The 16903-nt window shown below is 66.3% G+C and carries 10 protein-coding genes; 3 read left to right on the forward strand and 7 right to left on the reverse strand.

Features of this window, described 5'->3' with window-relative positions:
- Positions 1-49: 49 nt before the first annotated feature.
- Entirely contained in the window at positions 50-1024 is a 975-nt protein-coding gene (locus AC3QL3_RS07155; protein ID WP_492897688.1) for a hypothetical protein, read from the forward strand.
- 5 nt (positions 1025-1029) lie between these two features.
- On the opposite strand, the gene AC3QL3_RS07160 is transcribed toward AC3QL3_RS07155, so the two are convergent.
- Complete coding sequence (locus AC3QL3_RS07160) at positions 1030-2703, reverse strand: heparinase II/III family protein (RefSeq protein ID WP_492897689.1); 1674 nt, start codon at positions 2701-2703, stop codon at positions 1030-1032.
- A gap of 192 nt (positions 2704-2895) precedes the next feature.
- Here AC3QL3_RS07160 and AC3QL3_RS07165 point away from each other — a divergent pair, with 192 nt between their 5' ends.
- Positions 2896-3681 (forward strand): lytic transglycosylase domain-containing protein, encoded by a 786-nt coding sequence (locus AC3QL3_RS07165; RefSeq protein ID WP_492897690.1) that lies wholly within the window; start codon positions 2896-2898, stop codon positions 3679-3681.
- Positions 3682-3772: 91 nt separating this feature from the next.
- On the opposite strand, the gene AC3QL3_RS07170 is transcribed toward AC3QL3_RS07165, so the two are convergent.
- The 6 genes from AC3QL3_RS07170 to AC3QL3_RS07195 all read right to left on the reverse strand — a co-directional run bounded on the left by AC3QL3_RS07170 (position 3773) and on the right by AC3QL3_RS07195 (position 11528).
- Positions 3773-4528, reverse strand: coding sequence for a class I SAM-dependent methyltransferase (locus AC3QL3_RS07170; protein ID WP_492897691.1), 756 nt, complete (start codon positions 4526-4528; stop codon positions 3773-3775).
- Positions 4529-4568: 40 nt separating this feature from the next.
- Complete coding sequence (locus tag AC3QL3_RS07175) at positions 4569-5597, reverse strand: DUF3187 family protein (RefSeq protein ID WP_492897692.1); 1029 nt, start codon at positions 5595-5597, stop codon at positions 4569-4571.
- 56 nt (positions 5598-5653) lie between these two features.
- Positions 5654-6403, reverse strand: a complete 750-nt coding sequence (locus AC3QL3_RS07180; RefSeq protein WP_492897693.1) for an SDR family NAD(P)-dependent oxidoreductase — start codon at positions 6401-6403, stop codon at positions 5654-5656.
- A 123-nt stretch (positions 6404-6526) separates the two neighbouring features.
- The gene (locus tag AC3QL3_RS07185; RefSeq protein ID WP_492897694.1) at positions 6527-6817 is read right to left on the reverse strand and encodes an ArsR/SmtB family transcription factor; all 291 of its coding nucleotides are present in this window, start codon (positions 6815-6817) and stop codon (positions 6527-6529) included.
- Positions 6818-6941: 124 nt separating this feature from the next.
- Positions 6942-10139, reverse strand: coding sequence for a multidrug efflux RND transporter permease subunit (locus tag AC3QL3_RS07190; protein ID WP_492897695.1), 3198 nt, complete (start codon positions 10137-10139; stop codon positions 6942-6944).
- Positions 10140-10340: 201 nt separating this feature from the next.
- Positions 10341-11528: an efflux RND transporter periplasmic adaptor subunit gene (locus AC3QL3_RS07195; RefSeq protein WP_492897696.1), complete on the reverse strand. Its 1188-nt coding sequence runs from the start codon at positions 11526-11528 to the stop codon at positions 10341-10343.
- Between the two features lie 359 nt (positions 11529-11887).
- On the opposite strand from AC3QL3_RS07195, the gene AC3QL3_RS07200 reads away from it, so the two are divergent.
- Positions 11888-16834, forward strand: coding sequence for an NAD-glutamate dehydrogenase (locus AC3QL3_RS07200; RefSeq protein WP_492897697.1), 4947 nt, complete (start codon positions 11888-11890; stop codon positions 16832-16834).
- The last annotated feature ends 69 nt before the right edge of the window (positions 16835-16903 follow it).

The raw sequence follows: 16903 nt of genomic DNA on the forward strand, positions 1-16903 counted from the left end.
GCGCACTCTCCCGCGCGCAGCCGTCGTCTTCGAAACCTGGGGTGCTTCCATGTCGCAACGCGTCCGCCGCGTCTCCTTTCCTTTTGTCTTGACCCTCGTCGCGACGCTGCCGCCGGCGTTTGCCGGCGACGATCCGAACGACCGCATCTTCGCCAACGGTTTTGAGCCGATCGCCTCCGAGTGCGCGCCGGTGCAAGCGACGATCGGCACCGAAGGCGGCACGCTGAGCTTGTGCGGTGCCGAGCTGAAAGTGCCGGCCGGCGCGGTCGCGCAACCGACCACGTTCGGCATCGAGCGCCTCGAGCAGCCGCCGCCGCCACCGTTCGACATGAGCTTTGTCGGGCCGGTGTTCCGCTTCACGCCGGCCACCGTTTCCTTGCAGGAGCCGGTCAGCATCACCGTGCCGCGCACGGACACCGCCCGCGGCGGCCTCGCTCGCTTCGACGCCGAGCAGGACGGCTTCATCCTGATCGAAGCCTGCGGCGTCACTCCCACCAGCCTGCAGCAATTCCAGTTCGCCTTGAACACGTTCGCCGCCGCGCGCTACGTCGGCGACCTGCCGGCCGACACGCAGGGGCTCGGCGACGGTACCGCGACAGGCACGGTCGACGGCCAGGCGCGCAGCTACGACGCCGACGAACCGGGCAACTACGCGATCTACGAAGATCGTTCGGACGGGGGTCGTCTGGTCACGGTGTCCTTCTTGCGCTCGCCTGCGGAAGGCGATTTCGAGAGCTTGCGCATGCTCTTGGTGGTGAACGCGGCCGACGCCAGCGGCGAGGTCATCCAGATCGAATACCTCAGCAGCATCGGCGGCGAATTCGTCGGCGGTACCTACATCACCGGCATCTTGGGCACCGCCTCGATCCATTTCGGCGATCTCAGCGATGGGCGCGTGCGTGCGAACGTCGACGCCGGCCTGGCTCGTTCCGGCCAAGCCGATCTTCCGCTGCAGATGACGCTCGATCTCGGCGTCGAGCGCTTCATCTTCCCGCCGTCGTTGTCGTGCCCCGGACCGGAGTGAAGCGCTCAGTCGAAGCCGTCGGCGAAGATGCCGTCGCCGCTGGGAGTGTCGAGTTCGACCACGTACTCGCTGGCGCCGCCGGCGACGTCGATGCGCCAGCCTCGGTTGTAGGTCTCGTCGTCGTCGCTGCGCGTGCTCCAGTCGAGCGCGCTCAGCGTCGCGTTCGCGGGTGACAGCACGCGCACGCGCAGCGCACCCGCTTGTGCGGTGTTGCCGGCGATGACCGGCTGCACCGGCACGTTGACCTGAAACACCGCCTGCGTATTCGCGCCGAGCGTGAAGCGGTCGTGCACGGTCAGTTTGCGATTGGCGAAGTCGAGCGTGCGCTGCCAGTTGGGTACGGCCGCATCGCCGTCGTAGGCCGGCGTCAGATTCGCTTCGACGTGAACCGCGCCGCCCGTGCCGGGCGTGACCGTCATGGTCGAGGTCGTGCCGACGCGCTGCGGCACGATATCGCCGCCGCGCTCGAAGCGCACGAGGTTGTGCACGTCGGTGCCTTGCTGGATGCCGCTGTGCGTCCAGATGTTTTCGGTCACCGCGAGCCAGCTGTTTTGGTACAGCGTGAACGAACCTTGGTCTTGATGCGCATGGCTCTCGACGTAGGGGCCGGCCGAGAATTGCAGCCACATCGCGCCGACGTCCCAGCCGGTGCGCGCAAACAGTTGGCCGGTGCCGGTCGCGTGGTAGACGAGTGCGGCCGGCGGCGCGCCGGCATCGCCGGCCGGCAGCAGGTCGTGGCGGAAGTTGAAGCCGCTTTCCATCTGCGCCTGCGAAACCGAGTGCAGCCACCAGGACGCGTTCGAGCGCGCGGTCGCGTCGTTGGTCATGCGGCGCGCTTCCAGCATGAGATGCCGGTGATAGTCGTACAGCACCGGTTCGGACACGCGCGACTGGTCGCCGATCGGCGCGACGCGATCGAGCGTCGGCACGGTAGCGTGAATCCACCACGCGATGCTGTCGGTCAGGTGCGTGTTCGCGTTGGCCAGATCGCTGCCGCTCGCGTCGCGCCAGAGCCGGTACAGCGAGAACAGCGAGCGGTGCGAAAGGCCGTAGCCGCTGCCTTCCTGGCTGCCGCCGCCGGCCAGCGTCGCCATGTATTGCTCGAGCGCAGGCAGCTTGTCGGTCTGCAAGAGCTGCGTCCAGGTCGCGCTGTTGCTGGCCAGCGCCCACGTCATCGTCGCTTCGACGAAGCTGTAGTAGTAGTTGTTGGCCGGGTTGTCGATCGACCAGCCCGACCACGGATGCGGATGCCCGCCCCATTGCGCCTGCGCCGGATGCCACACGTTCCACACGGCCTGCTCGGCGTAGGCAGCCCAGCGCGCACGCTGCGGCGCGGTGGTCGAAGCGGCGCACCAGTCGTAGGTCAGCGCCAGGTCGCGCAGCATCTCGCCGACGTGGAGATAGGAGTCGCCGGAAATTTCCGGGCGATCGCCCTGGGCGATGACGGCCTCGGCCGCGGCGACTTGCTGCTCGACCATCTGCACCGCCAGCGTCGCGTATTGCGCCTGGCCGCTGAGCTTGTACATGTAGGCTGCGTCGGTGGCCGAGAACGCGTAGCCGGGGTTGCCGGCGACGGCCTGGTCGACCCAGCTCTTGAAGCGCTGGTAGGCCGGCGATTGCAGATCGACGTAGGACAGATCGAGATCGATCGCTGCTCGACAGGGTGGGGCGGCGGACATCGACAGAACTGCCGCGAAGACTATGGGCAGAAGGGCGCGTGACATGGTTTCACTCCGAAAGGTGAAGGCCGGATTTCGTGCCGACGCTGGATACGCTGTAACGAGACGATTTGCGACATCCGGCCCCACTTGCGCGGCACGGTGACGACCCGCACTTCCGGCCGCATGAACCGTCGTGGCAGGCTTCCCCCCATGATCCGCACCGGACTCCCAGCCCTGTTGCTGGCCGCCGCGCTGTTGCCGGGCGCAGTATCCGCGCGCACGGTCTATCGTTGTGTGCGCGATGGCACGGTTAGCCTGGCGACGGCGCCGGAACCGGGCTCGGAATGTTTCGCCAAGCAGCTCGACGACGGCGCCGCCGCGGTGCCGAATCTGTGGGGTGCGCTCGGCGTCGTGCACGGCAAGTTGTACCGGCGCGAGCAGGACGGCAAAACTGTCTACAGCACGCGCAACTTGCCCGGCTCGACACCGCTGCTCGCGTTCACCGTGGCGACGCCGCCCGGTTCGCCCGCGCACGCAGGTCTGGGCAAGATCGGCCAGCCGCGCCTGGCCGAGTTCAAGCAGCAGTTCAAGGCGGCGGCCAAGGCGACCGGCATCGACGAAGCCTGGCTGCGTGCGATCGCGCACGCGGAAAGCGCGTTCGATGCGAATGCGCTGTCGGAAAAGGGCGCGCAGGGCGTGATGCAGCTGATGCCGCAAACCAGCCGCGAGTACGGCGTCAAGGATCCGTACTCGGCCAAGGCTTCGATCGACGGCGGCGCGCGCTTGCTGCGCGACCTGCGCAAACGCTACGAAGGCGACCTGACCCTGGTCGCCGCGGCCTACAACGCCGGCATCGGCGCGGTCGAACAATACGGCGGCGTGCCGCCGTACGCGGAAACGCAGGCCTACGTGGTCAAGGTTCAAACCTTGTACGCGCGCTATCGTGTCGCGATGGGCTTGAAGCCGCTGCCTGCGCAGCTGCAGGCAGCGGAGTAGCAGCGGAACGGTCGAACACGGAGTGCGCCGAGAAAACTTCGAATCGGCTCGTTCTTCGTGTTTCAGGCGTTTCTCTCGACGGCGATCGAGATCAGTCGACGTAGCCGGCGACCATCACGCGCTTGCCGTAGCGCAGCTGCTCGTAAGCGTCTTCCGGCGGCGGCACCAGTTCGACGCGGGTGAAGCCGACCTTGCGCATGATCCAGAACAGCGCTTCCAGGCTCGGCACCAGGCAGATGCCGGTGGTGCTGGTTTCGGGGCCGTGGGTTTCCTCGGTCTCGTCGATGATGCCGAACGAGCCTTTCAGCGGGCGCACGAAGCGGTAGCTGCCGTAGTCGACCATGCCGGTCATGCCGGGCACGATCTGGGTTTCGACCAGGCATACCTGGCGCGTCAGCGCGCGTGCCTGGCGCAGCGCGCCGACCGGATTTTCCAGGTGGTAGATCAGCCCGAGCATCAGTACGACGTCGAAGGTGCCGAGCGCTTTCGCGTCGAGCGCATGCACGTCGCTTTGCGCGACGCGCAGATTGGCGAGGCCCAGCGTGTCGCGCACCAGGGTGGTGTCGGCGACGTGTTCGGCGCGGGCGTCGATCGCGAGTACGTCGTCGGCGTGCGCTTGCGCGAGCTGAGTCGCGAACCATCCTTGATGACAGGCGATGTCGATCGCGTTGCGCCCGACCAGGCTGGCGCCGAAGCGCGCGCGCAGCACGCCCTGCATCATGGCCAGGCGGGTGTCGTGGATCGCGTCGAGTGCGCCGTCGTCGTAGGTGGCGGTGACGCGTCCGCTCGGCAGCCGGAAGCGGTAGAACCAGATCTTGTCGAGCAGGGCTTGTTCGTTCGCGCTCATTGCAGGCAGAAAGGAAGGGCAAGGCGCGCGATTGTAGCGCTCACAGCGAGATGCCGACGAAGAAGGTGACGTCTTGCGCGTGCCGCGCCGGTAAGTCCTCGACCAGGCCGGCGCGCACGGTCCAGCCGGCGCGCGCGTGCCAGGCGGTCGACAGGCTCAGGTTGCCGGCGGCACGCAGCAGCGGAATGGCCGAATCGTAGGGCGCGTCGTGCCATTGGTACTGCGCCGCGACGTCCCATTGTGGCGTCAGCAAATAGCCGAGCGTGGCATCGACGAACGCCACGGTGTCGTTCGCGCGCCGCGGCAGCAGGTCGGTGTCGCCGCGGCGCATGAGACCTGCGCGCACGCCCCACGGCAGTCGTGTCGCGGCGGTCGATTGCGCGGCCAGCCACAGGCTGAGATCGGTTGCGCGGTCGTCCAGCAGCGTGCTCGCGTGCGAGGTCGGCAGCTTCAGCGTCGCGCCGTACAACCACTCGTAGCCGTCCGCCGGCGCGCGCCATGCCAGGTCGAGCACGAGCGGTGCGACGCCGCTGCGCGCGCGCGTCAGCGCGACACTCTCGCCGCGCGTGTCGGCATAAGCGATCGTATGGCCGTTGCCGCCGAGCCGTCCGCGGTCGCCGTTGGTGAAGCCGAAGGCGCGATGGAAATCTTCGATGAACGAATCGAGGAAGCCGCCGTCGAAGCGCGTGCCGGCGAGCGTCGCACGTGCGATCCAATGCTCGCCGAAGCTGCGCGTCACCGCGACGCGCAGTTCTTGAACTTCCATGTCGTAGCGCAGGCTTTCGCCGGAGCGCTCGAAGGCGATCTCGGTATTGCTGGCCGCGAGCAGCGTCTCGACGTGCCAGCGATCGTCTGCGGCCGCCGCCGGTGGCGCGAACGGCAGGCCGCCGGCGGCGACGAACGGATTGGTGTCGCGATACAGCAGCCACGGCGCGGCAACGTAGTCGGCTGCCTGCGCCGTGCCGGTCAGACCGAGCGCGAGCAGCGCGGCGAGGCGATGCTTCGCGCCGAGCGCGTCGTTCGATGCGCGCGCTCGGAGCAGACCGGCAGCGCTGGAGAAGAAATTCATCGGCGTTCGAGCAGTGAGTCGAACGCCGATTTTGACACGGCGGACTCCCGCCGCCTTCAGCGCGTGCCGCCCGATGCGACGAGCTTCTCACCGGTCAGCCAGGCCGAATCGTTGGAGGCCAGGAATACCGCGATCGATGCGATGTCTTCCGGCTGGCCGAGTCGGCCGAGCGGCGTCTGCGCGATCATCTGCTTCTCGAAATCGCTGCCGATGATGCCGGCCGCGTGCGTGCCTTCGGTTTCGACGCCGCCCGGATTGATCGAGTTGACGCGAATCTTCTTCGACGCGAGTTCCTTCGACAGTACGTGCGTGATGGTGTCGACCGCGCCCTTGGTCGCTGCGTAGACGGAGGAACCGGGCAGGCCGAGCTGGCTGGCGACCGAACTGATGTTGATCACGTTGCCGCCTTCGGCACCGAAGTGCTTGGTCGCCTCGCGTGTCGCCTGCAGGAGGCCGAGCACGTTGATGTCGAACTGACGATGGAACAGCTCCGCGGTCGTCTCCTCGAGCGGCGCGAACTGATAGACGCCGGCGTTGTTCACCAGAATGTCGAGGCGGCCGTAGGTCGTTTTCGTTTGCGTGAACAGGCGCTCGACGTCGCTGCTCTTGGCGACATCGCCCTGCACCGCGACCGCCTTGCCGCCGGCTTGGGTGATTTCGGCGACGACGCGGTCGGCGCCTTCGCGGCTGGCCGAATAGTTGACGACGACGGCGGCGCCTTCCGCGGCCAAGGCCTTGGCGATGCCCGCACCGATGCCTTTCGAAGCGCCCGTCACCACTGCCACTTTGCCCTGTAACTTGCTCATGTCTTGGTCTCGATTGGAGGATTAACAATTAGATGATTATCTAATCGTCTAAGTGATAAGGGGCAAGGAAGGAGCCGTTTCAAGAGTTCGGCGAAGAAATTTTCGAAGCCCTGGTGGGCGGGATCAGATCGTCGCGAGACGGGCGAGATAGGCGGACAACACGTCGCGGCGCAGGCTCAGGCGTACGAACTTGCCTTCGCGCGTCATCTCGATCAGGCCGGCGGTTTCCAACTCTTTGATGTGATGCGAAATCGTCGCCGCGCTGACCGCGTGCGTGTCCTGCAGCGCGCTGCAGGCCATCGATTCGGTGCAGGCCCCGATCTGGCGCAGGATCTCGACGCGACGCGGCTCCGCCAGCGCGCGCGCGATGCGTTCGATCTGCCGTTCGTCGAGTTTGATCTTGGCGTTGACCACGACGCTAGGATGGGTGCGCGATGAGGCCGGTGCAAGTCGGACCGTCTACACCGGCGCTACTTGCGGAGACGAAACGGCCCGGAAATCCGGGCCGTTTGCGTCGATGCATGAGCAGCTGTCGGCGTCAGTGCGCGCCGTGCTCCGCTTCTGCCTCGGCCAGCGCTTTCTGCGTCTCCTCGCGCGATTCGAGCTTGTCGCCGAGCAGGCGGCGCACGAACACGTAGAAGACCGGAATGAACAGGAGTCCGAGGAATGTCGCGAACAGCATGCCGCCGATCACGCCGGTGCCGATCGCGTGGCGCGAGTTGGCGCCGGCGCCGGTCGAGATGGCGAGCGGGAACACGCCGAGGATGAACGCGAACGAGGTCATCAGGATCGGTCGCAGGCGCAGACGCGCCGCGTCGATCACGGCGGCGCCGAGCGGGCGGCCGCGACGCTGCTCGTCGACGCAGAATTCGACGATCAGGATCGCGTTCTTCGCGGCCAGGCCGATGATGGTCAGGATGCCGATCTTGAAGTAGACGTCGTTGCTGAGGCCGCGTCCCCAGGTCGCGAGCAGGGTGCCGGTGATGCCGAGCGGCACCACCAGGAGCACCGCAAACGGAATCGACCAGCTCTCATACAACGCGGCCAGGCACAGGAACACGACCAGGATCGATAGCGCATACAGCATCGGCGCCTGATTGCCGGAGATGATTTCCTGCAGCGACTGGCCGGTCCAGTCGAAACCGAAACCCGGCGGCAGGTCGTTGTTGATGATGTTCGTGATCGCATCCATCGCCGCGCCCGAGCTGCTGCCGGGCGCTTCGGCGCCGACGATTTCGATCGCCTCGAAGCCGTTGTAGCGAGTCAGCGCCGGCGAACCGAAGCTCCATTTCGTGTGCACCACGTTCGACAGCGGGATCATCGCCGGGATCGTCGCGGTGCCGCCGCCGCTGGTCGGCACCGACGTACTTTGCGTCGAAGACGGCAAGTAGAAGCGGCTCAGGCCTTCGGTCGACGCGCGATACTGCGCGTCGGCCTGCATGTTCACGCGCAGGACGCGGCCACCATAGAAGAAGTCGTTGGCGTAGACCGGTGCGAGCATCAACTGGATCGCGGTATAGACGTCCGACAGCGACAGGCCCATCGATTGCGCCTGCACGCGATCCACCTTCATCTGCAGCTGCGGCGCGCTCGGCAGTACGTTCGGGCGCACGTTGGCGAGCAGGTCCTTCTTCTCGGCGGCCTTGCCGAGCAAGGTGTTCTGCGCGTTGATCAGCGCTTCGTGGCCGAGGCCGGCGCGATCCTGCAAGTAGAGGTCGAAGCCGCCGAACTGCGACAGGCCGCGGATCGTCGGCAGATTGACGACGAAGACGGTCGCGTCCTTGATGCCTCCGAACAACTGCCCTTGGAACTTGTGGATCAGCTCGATCGCGGTGTGTTGGCGATCGTCCCAGGGTTTGAGCTTGGTGAACGCCATACCGACGTTCTCGCCGCTGCCGACGAAGCTGAAGCCGCTGATCGCGAAGACGTGGTCGACTTCGGGGTCTTTGCGCAAGGTTTCGGAGACCTGGTCCATGACCGCGTTGGTGCGCTGGATGCCGCTGCCCGACGGCAGCGTCGCGATGACCAGCGCGTAACCCTGATCTTCTTCGGGCACGAAGCTGGTCGGCAGGATCTTGAACAGGAAGCCGCACAAGATGGCGACGAGGAGGAACACACCCATCCACGACGGCATGTGGCGGATCGCGCCGGTGATGTGGCCGACGTAGGTGCCGCGCACCCATTCGAACACGCGGTCGAAGCCGCGGAAGGCGATGTTCTTCTTGCCCTGCGTGTGCACCGGCTTGATCAGCGTGGCGCACAGCGCCGGCGTGAAGGCGAGGGCGAGGAAGGCGGAGAATGCGGTCGACAGCGCGATCGTCAGCGCGAACTGCTTGTAGATCACGCCGACCGAACCGGACTGCAACGCGCTCGGAATGAACACCGCCATCAGCACCAGCGCGATCGCGACCACCGCGCCCGAGATCTGGTCCATCGCCTTGCGCGTGGCTTCCTTCGGCGACAAGCCTTCTTCGGTCATGATGCGTTCGACGTTCTCGATCACCACGATCGCATCGTCGACCACGATGCCGATCGCGAGCACCATGCCGAACAGGGTGAGCTGGTTGATCGAAAATCCGACCGCCCACATCGACAGGAAGCCGCCCATCAGCGCGACCGGAATGACCAGGGTGGCGATGATCGTCGCGCGGAAGTTCTGCAGGAACATCAGCATGACGATGAAGACGAGCACGATCGCTTCGAACAGCGTCTCCACCACTTCCTTGATCGAGATCTTGATGAAGTCGGTGGTGTCGTAGGGCAGCACGTAGACCACGCCGGGCGGGAAGGTCGGCTTGAGCTGCTCGAGCTTGGCGATCACCGCATCGCGCACGGTCAGCGCGTTGGCATCGCCCGACAATTGCACGCCGAGACCGGCGACGCCTTTGCCGTCGAAGGTCGAGCGCAGGCCGTAGCTGAACGGTCCGAGCTCGACGCGTGCGACGTCCCTCAGGCGCACCGAGGTGCCGTCGGCATTGGTGCGCAGGATGATGTTGCGGAACTCGTCGGGGCTGGTGAAACGGCCTTCGGCGATGACCGGCGCGGTGAACGCATCGCCCGGCGGCGCCGGCTCGGAGCCGATCGATCCCGCCGCGATCTGTACGTTCTGCGCGCGCACGGCGTTGAGCGCGTCTGCTGGCGACATGCTGTAGCCGTGCAGCTTGTCGGCATCGAGCCAGATGCGCATCGCGTATTCGGAACCGATCTGGCGGATGCTGCCGACGCCGGGAAGGCGCGCGATCTGGTCGGCCACGCTCTGCGACATGAAGTTGTTCAGCGCGGCCGAATCGTAGCGTCCGTCCTCCGACACCAGCGAGAAGAACATCAGGAAGTCGGGGTTGGTCTTCAGCACCGTGATGCCTTGCGCAGTCACCTCGGACGGCAGGCGCGGCGTCGCCAGCGAGACGCGGTTCTGCGTCTGCACTTGAGCGATGTCGGGATTGGTGCCGGGCTGGAAGGTCAGGGTGATGGTGGCGTTGCCGTTCGCGCTCGAGGTCGAGCTGAAGTACATCAGGTTGTCGATGCTGGTCAGCTGCTGCTCGATGACCTGGGTGACGGTCTTCTGCACCGTATCGGCGTCGGCGCCCTGATAGGTCGCGCTGACCGCGACCTGGGTCGGTGCGATCGCGGGGTAGGAGGCGATGTTGAGGTTGAGGATCGCGATCGCGCCGCCCAACGTGATCAGGATGGCGATGACCCAGGCGAAGATGGGACGGTCGATGAAGAATCTGGGCATGGGAAATTCCTACGAACCTTGGACTGTGCCGGTCGTTCCGGCTTGCGCCGGAACCCATCTGCTTGTCGCGCTATCGGATCGAACGCGGCGCTCGCGTGCGCAATCCCGCCGGCCCATAGACCGAGGCGCGGTGATTGCGGTTGGCGAGAGTCATGCTTCGATCCACCTTCGTTCTTCTGCCGTGGCGATCGCTACGCAGCGTCAGTGTTTTTCCGCCGGCGCCGCAGCCGTGGCTTGCGTCGGCGCGCCGGGCGTTGGGGCCTGGTAAGGAACCGCTTTCGCCGCTGCGCCCGGCTTCACCTTCATGACGCCGGAGACGACGATCTGATCGCCGTCGGCGAGGCCGTCGGTGACGATCCACTCGCTGCCTTTGAGGGTGTCGGTGGTAATCCGCTTTTGCACGACCTTGCCGTCCGCGCCGACCACGAACACGTAAGGGCCTTGCCCATCGCGCTGCACGGCGGCTTGGGAGACGCGCCAGGCCTGCGCCAAGTCACCCACGGTCAGGCGTACGCTGACGTATTGGCCGGGCAGCAGCCGGCGCTCGGTGTTCGCCAGGGTGGCGCGCAGCGTGACCGCACCGGTCGAGGGATCGACGGCGGTGTCGGAGAAATCGAGCACTCCGGCGACGCCGTTGGGATTGCCGCTCGGATCGAGCAGTTCGACCTTGGCTTTGTCCTGTTCGGCGAGCTTGACGCTGCCTTTGGCGGCGGCCTGGCGCAGCGAATCGATCTGTCCGACCGCTTGACTGAAGTTCACGTAGATCGGATCGATCTGCTCGACCGTGGTCAACAGCGTGGCCGATCCTTGACCGACCAGTGCGCCTTCGGTGACCTGCTGCTGACCGGAACGGCCGGAAATCGGCGCCACGACGTCGGTGTAGCTGAGGTCGATCTTGGCCGTGTCGACGCTGGCCTTGGCCTGCTGCACCGATGCCGCCGAAGTGCGCTCGGCGGCGATCGCATTGTCGACGTCGCTCTTGGACAACAGCCCCTTGGCGCCGACCGAGCGTGCGCGCTCGGCGGCGACGTGGTTGTTCGCGTAGGTCGCGTTGGCCGAGGCGAGATTGGCGAGCTGCACGTTCAACGCTGCGCGGTAGGGCGCTGGGTCGATCTTGAACAGCAACTGGCCTTCTTTGACGTCGCTGCCTTCGGTGTAGACGCGCTTCTGCAGCACGCCGGCGACGCGCGCGCGCACATCGGCGCTGCGCGTGGCGGACAGGCGCCCGACCAAATCCTGAGTCAACGGCACGACTTCCGCCTTCGCCGCGACCACGCCGACTTCGGGCGGCGGCATTTGCTGCTGTTGCTGCTGAGGCTTGCCGCAGCTGCTCGCAACGGCAGCGATCGCGGCGACGCCGGCGCAAGTCAAGGCGCTATGCAACTTCATGGCGAAGTCTTCCTCGTCTGTAGCTGGGGATGGGGTCGTGCCGCGAGAGGCTGCGGCAGTCCGACGTCAAAGGGGACGCGCTCCAGAGCGCGCCGCAGGCCGAGAAGCCGGGCATGCGCGGCCGCACCCACACGTCGTTCAGGGGCTCACTATACCGGCCGGTATAGAAATAGTCACGCATGACGGCGCGATTCTGACAGACCTTTTGTCGCAGGTAGCGCAAGCGTGCCACGCCAAACGTGGAAGATTCGTTTCATGGGAGCGACTTGGCGGTGCCGACGGCATGGTTACGAGGTGGAATAAGCAATGCCAGCGGCATATCCTTCGCGCCCCGTAGTTCCCCCTCTTCGGATGTCTTCATGACCGCTCAAGGCGCCGTTGCCAACACGCCCGTCGATTCGATCCTCGCCCAGCAAGCCGCGCAGCTCAGCGGCGCGCGTTTGCGCGACGCGCAGACCTTCACCAGCGAATTCCTAAGCCGCGTTCCAGCCGACGAGCTGGCCGAGCGCAGCGCTCCCGAATGGGCCGCTCTGGCGCAGAGCGTGCTCGAGTTCGCGCGCGAACGGCGCGCCGGCACGGCCAAGGTGCGTGTGGTCAACGCGGTCGAGGGCGAACACGGCTTCGAAGCCGCGCGCACCCTGGTCGACGTAGTCACCGAGGACGCCCCGTTCCTGGTCGATTCGGTCGGTATGGCGATCAACGCTTGCGGTTGGCAGGTGCACGCGGTGATCCATCCGATCTTCCGCATCACGCGCGATCCGGGCGGCCACCTGCTCAGCTTCGCCGCCGAGGGCGCCGCGGGGACGGCCGAATCGGTGATGCATTTCGAGGTCGATCGCATCACTGAGCCGGCGGAACTGGAGCGTCTCAAGCGCGTCGTTTGCGCGGCGCTCGAGGATGTGCGCGCCTGCGTCGGCGATTGGAAGGCGATGCGCCAGCGCATGCTCGACATCGCCGACGAGCTGACCCAGCGCAAGCTGCCGATCGATGCCGCCGGCGTGGCCGAGGCGCAGGAATTCCTGCGCTGGGCCGCAGACGACAATTTCACCTTTCTCGGCTATCGCGAGTATCGCGTCGAGAAATCGGGCAACGACGAAGTGCTGCAGGCGGTCGACGGTTCCGGTCTCGGCATCCTGCACGGTGGCGAGCGTTCGCTCGCGCCGCGCTCGCTGCGCACCCTGGTGGCGAAGGACCTGCCGCAGTCCGGCTCGATGGACGCGATCATCCTGACCAAGACCAATGCGCGCGCCAGCGTGCATCGTCCCGGCTACATGGATTACATCGGCGTGCTCAGCTTCAACGAGGCCGGCGTGCCGGTGGTCGAGCAGCGCTTCCTCGGCTTGTTCACCACCGCCGCCTACATGGCGCGGCCGCAGGACGTGCCGCTGGTACGGCGCAAGGTCGAAGCGGTCATGCAGCGTTCCGGCCTGCGTCGCGATTCGCACTCGGGCAAGGCGCTGCGCCACGTGCTCGAACTGTTGCCGCGCGACGAGCTGTTCCAGTGCAGCGAAGACGAGCTGTACGACGTCGCCACCGGCATCCTCGCCCTGCGCGAGCGCCCGCGTACGCGTCTGTTCGTGCGTCGCGACAAGTACGGCCGCTTCTTCTCCTGCCTCGTCTACCTGCCGCGCGACCGTTTCAATACCGACGTGCGCGAGCGCATCGAATCGACCCTCAAGCGCGCCTTCCACGGCGAGCGCATCGATTCGACCATCGCGATCGGCGAATCGCCGTTGGCCAATCTGCACCTGGTGATCCGGCCCAAGCCGGGCGACAAGACCAGCTACGACGTCGCCGAACTCGAAGCGAAGATCGTGCACATCGTGCGCAACTGGCACGACGACCTGCGCGACGCGCTGGTGCAGCGCCACGGCGAGGACAAGGGCCTCAAGCTCGCCGCGCGCTACGGCCGCGCGCTGCCGATCGGCTACATCGAGGAAGTCACGCCGCACGTGGCCGCGGCCGACGTCGAGATGGCGGCGAGCTTGCGCGATGCCGACGACATCCGCCTCAGCCTGCAACGCTCGCGGCGCAAGCCCGATGCGCTGCAGTTCAAGGTGTTCCGCGTCGGCAGCGCGATCGAGCTGTCGGAAGTCATCCCGCTGCTCGAGAACATGGGCGTCAAGGTGCTGACCGAGCAGTTGTACGAGCTCGACGTGCACGGCAGCCAGCTCTACATCCAAGACATCGCGGTACAGCCGGCGCAGCGCTTCGAGTTCGATCTCGATCAAGTGCGCGAGGCGTTCCAGAACGCATTCGGGCAGATCTGGCGCGGAGCGGCCGAGAACGACGCGTTCAACAAGCTGATTCTCGGCGCGCAGCTCGACTGGCGCCAGGTCGCCGTATTGCGCGGCTACTGCAAGTATCTCTTGCAGACCGGCGTGACCTATTCGCAGAGCTACATGGAGGAAACGCTCAATCGCTATCCGGCGATCGCGGGCCTCCTGATCGAGCTGTTCGAAGCCGGTTTCGACCCCAAACGCGAGAGCGCCGGCAAGCCCGCGATCGAGGCCGCGCGCAAGCGTCTGGCGAAGGAGCTGCAAACCCTGGTCGCCGAAGACGTGCTGAAGGCACAGCCGCGTCTGATCGACGACTTGGTGGCCGTGCGCAGCGAACCGCGCGCGCAGCAGATCACGGCCATCGTCAGCGCGATCAAAGCCTTGCTCGAGCACGTCGCCAGTCTCGACGAAGACCGCATCCTGCGTGCCTATCTCGGTGTGATCGGCGCGACCCTGCGCACCAACTACTACCAGCTGCATGATGGCGCGCCGGCGTCCTACATCAGCTTCAAGTTCGACTCCGCCAAGGTGCCGGAGCTGCCCAAGCCCAGGCCCTATCGCGAAATCTTCGTCTACGGCCCGCGTGTGGAAGGCATCCACCTGCGCTTCGGTCCGGTCGCCCGCGGCGGTCTGCGTTGGTCGGATCGGCGCGAGGACTTCCGCACCGAGGTGCTCGGCCTGGTCAAGGCGCAGATGGTCAAGAACACCGTCATCGTGCCGGTCGGCTCCAAGGGCGGCTTCTTCGTCAAGCGCCCGCCGGCCAGCGGCGAGCGCGACGCCGTGCTGGCCGAAGGCGTGGCTTGCTACCGCATGTTCATCAATGGCCTGCTCGACATCACCGACAACCTCGTCGACGGCGCCGTCGCGCCGCCGGAAAACGTGGTGCGCTACGACGGCGACGATCCGTACCTGGTCGTCGCCGCCGACAAGGGCACGGCGACGTTCTCCGACATCGCCAACGCGGTCAGCGCCGAGCACGGCTTCTGGCTCGGCGACGCGTTCGCCTCGGGCGGTTCGGTCGGCTACGACCACAAGAAGATGGGCATCACCGCGAAGGGCGCCTGGGAATCGGTCAAGCGCCATTTCCGCGCGCTCGGCCACGACAGCCAGAGCCAGGACTTCACCTGCGTCGGCATCGGCGACATGTCCGGCGACGTGTTCGGCAACGGCATGCTGCTGTCCAAGCACATCCGCCTGATCGCCGCGTTCGACCACCGCCACATCTTCATCGATCCCAACCCGGACGCGGCGACTTCGTTCGTCGAGCGCGAGCGCATGTTCAACCTGCCGCGTTCCTCCTGGGCCGACTACGACGCCAAGCTGATCTCGCAAGGCGGCGGCATCTACCCGCGCAGCGCCAAGACGATCGCGCTGTCGCCCGAAGCGAGCCGCGCGCTCGGCCTCGGCGACAGCAGCGAACCGTTGACGCCGGCGGCGCTGATGAGCGCGATTCTCAAAGCGCCGGTCGACCTGCTCTGGAACGGCGGCATCGGTACCTACGCCAAGGCGGAAACCGAAACCAATGCCGACGTCGGCGATCGCGCCAACAACGCGCTGCGCGTGAACGGCGGCGAGCTGCGCTGCAAGGTGATCGGGGAAGGCGGCAACCTCGGCTTCACCCAAAAGGGCCGCATCGAAGCGGCACGCAAGGGCGTCCTGCTGAACACCGACTTCATCGACAACTCGGCCGGCGTGGACACCTCCGATCACGAGGTCAACATCAAGATCCTGCTCAACGACGCCGTGCAGCGCGAAGAGCTGAACTACGAGCAGCGCAACGCGCTGCTGGCGGAAATGACCGACGAGGTCGGCCGCCTCGTGCTCAACGACAACTATCGCCAGAACCAGGCGATCACGGTGATGGAGCACATGTCGGTGCAGCGCCTCGGCTCGAACGCGCACTTCATCCGCGTGCTCGAATCGGAAGGCCTGCTCGATCGCCAGATCGAGTTCCTGCCCAGCGACGCCGAACTGGCCGAGCGCAAGGCGCGCCACCAGGGTCTGACGCGGCCGGAACTGTCGGTGCTGTTGTCCTACTCCAAGCTCAAGCTGTTCGAGCAGCTGCTCGACTCGGACGTGCCGGAAGATCCGTTCTTGTCCAAGGAGCTGGTGCGCTACTTCCCCGAACCCTTGCAGGCGAAGTACGCCGAGCACATGCAGCGGCACCGCTTGAAGCGCGAGATCATTGCCACCGCGGTGACCAATTCGATGGTCAATCGCATGGATGCGACCTTCGTGCTGCGCATGCAGGAAGACACCGGCCAGCCGCCGGCAGCGATCGCCAAGGCGTATTCGGCGGTGCGCGAGATCGTCGATGCGCGCGGCTTGTGGGCCGAGATCGAGGCGCTCGACGGCAAGGTCGCCGAAGACGTGCAGATCGACGCGTTGCTGAAGATCTGGGACCTGCAGCGCAACCTGACGCGCTGGCTGCTCAATCACCGCGGCGGCGTTCTCGACATCGCCGGCATCGTCGAACGCTACGCGCCTGGCGTGGCGCAGCTGCGCGCGGCGACGCCGAACGTGCTGACCGCCACCGGCCGCGCCGACTACGAAGTCGACGTTGAGAAGTGGCAGGGCATGGACGTGCCGGAAGCGTTAGGCAAGCGACTTGCGGCGCTGCCGGTGCTCGGCGTTGCGTTCGACATCGTCGAGGTCGCGCGCGAGGTCGGCAAACCGGTCGAGCGCGTCGCGGCGGTGTTCTTCGAACTCGGCCAGGCGCTCGAGATCGACGGCCTGCGCCGGCAGATCGAAGGCCTGCCGGTGGAAAGCCGCTGGCACGCGCAAGCGCGCGGTTCGCTGCGCGACGAACTCGCCGCGCAGCATCGTGCGCTCGCGGCGCAGATTCTCGCCGGCGCGTCGGACGAGGTTGCTCACCCGGTCGCGACGTGGCTGGAGCGCGACGATCCGACGCTGAAGTTCACCCTCGGCCTGCTCGGCGAGATCCGCACGCAATCGGTCGACTACCCGATCGCGTCGGTTGCGCTGCGCCGCTTCGCGCAGCTGGTGCAGGCATCGGCGAAAGCGTAGCGGCCGCGCAGCGGCTCGGATCGCCGACCCCTTACCCCGCCGTGCCGGCTTCCTCCGGCGCGGCGGAGA

It is taken from the genome of Dokdonella sp. GW821-FHT11D02 (assembly GCF_058808595.1).

Coding starts and splice junctions, on each gene's coding strand:
- AC3QL3_RS07155 (WP_492897688.1), top strand. CDS start 50: ATGTCGCAACGCGTCCGCCGCGTCTCCTTTCCTTTTGTCTTGACCCTC.
- AC3QL3_RS07160 (WP_492897689.1), bottom strand. CDS start 2,703: ATGTCCGCCGCCCCACCCTGTCGAGCAGCGATCGATCTCGATCTGTCC.
- AC3QL3_RS07165 (WP_492897690.1), top strand. CDS start 2,896: ATGATCCGCACCGGACTCCCAGCCCTGTTGCTGGCCGCCGCGCTGTTG.
- AC3QL3_RS07170 (WP_492897691.1), bottom strand. CDS start 4,528: ATGAGCGCGAACGAACAAGCCCTGCTCGACAAGATCTGGTTCTACCGC.
- AC3QL3_RS07175 (WP_492897692.1), bottom strand. CDS start 5,597: ATGAATTTCTTCTCCAGCGCTGCCGGTCTGCTCCGAGCGCGCGCATCG.
- AC3QL3_RS07180 (WP_492897693.1), bottom strand. CDS start 6,403: ATGAGCAAGTTACAGGGCAAAGTGGCAGTGGTGACGGGCGCTTCGAAA.
- AC3QL3_RS07190 (WP_492897695.1), bottom strand. CDS start 10,139: ATGCCCAGATTCTTCATCGACCGTCCCATCTTCGCCTGGGTCATCGCC.
- AC3QL3_RS07195 (WP_492897696.1), bottom strand. CDS start 11,528: ATGAAGTTGCATAGCGCCTTGACTTGCGCCGGCGTCGCCGCGATCGCT.
- AC3QL3_RS07200 (WP_492897697.1), top strand. CDS start 11,888: ATGACCGCTCAAGGCGCCGTTGCCAACACGCCCGTCGATTCGATCCTC.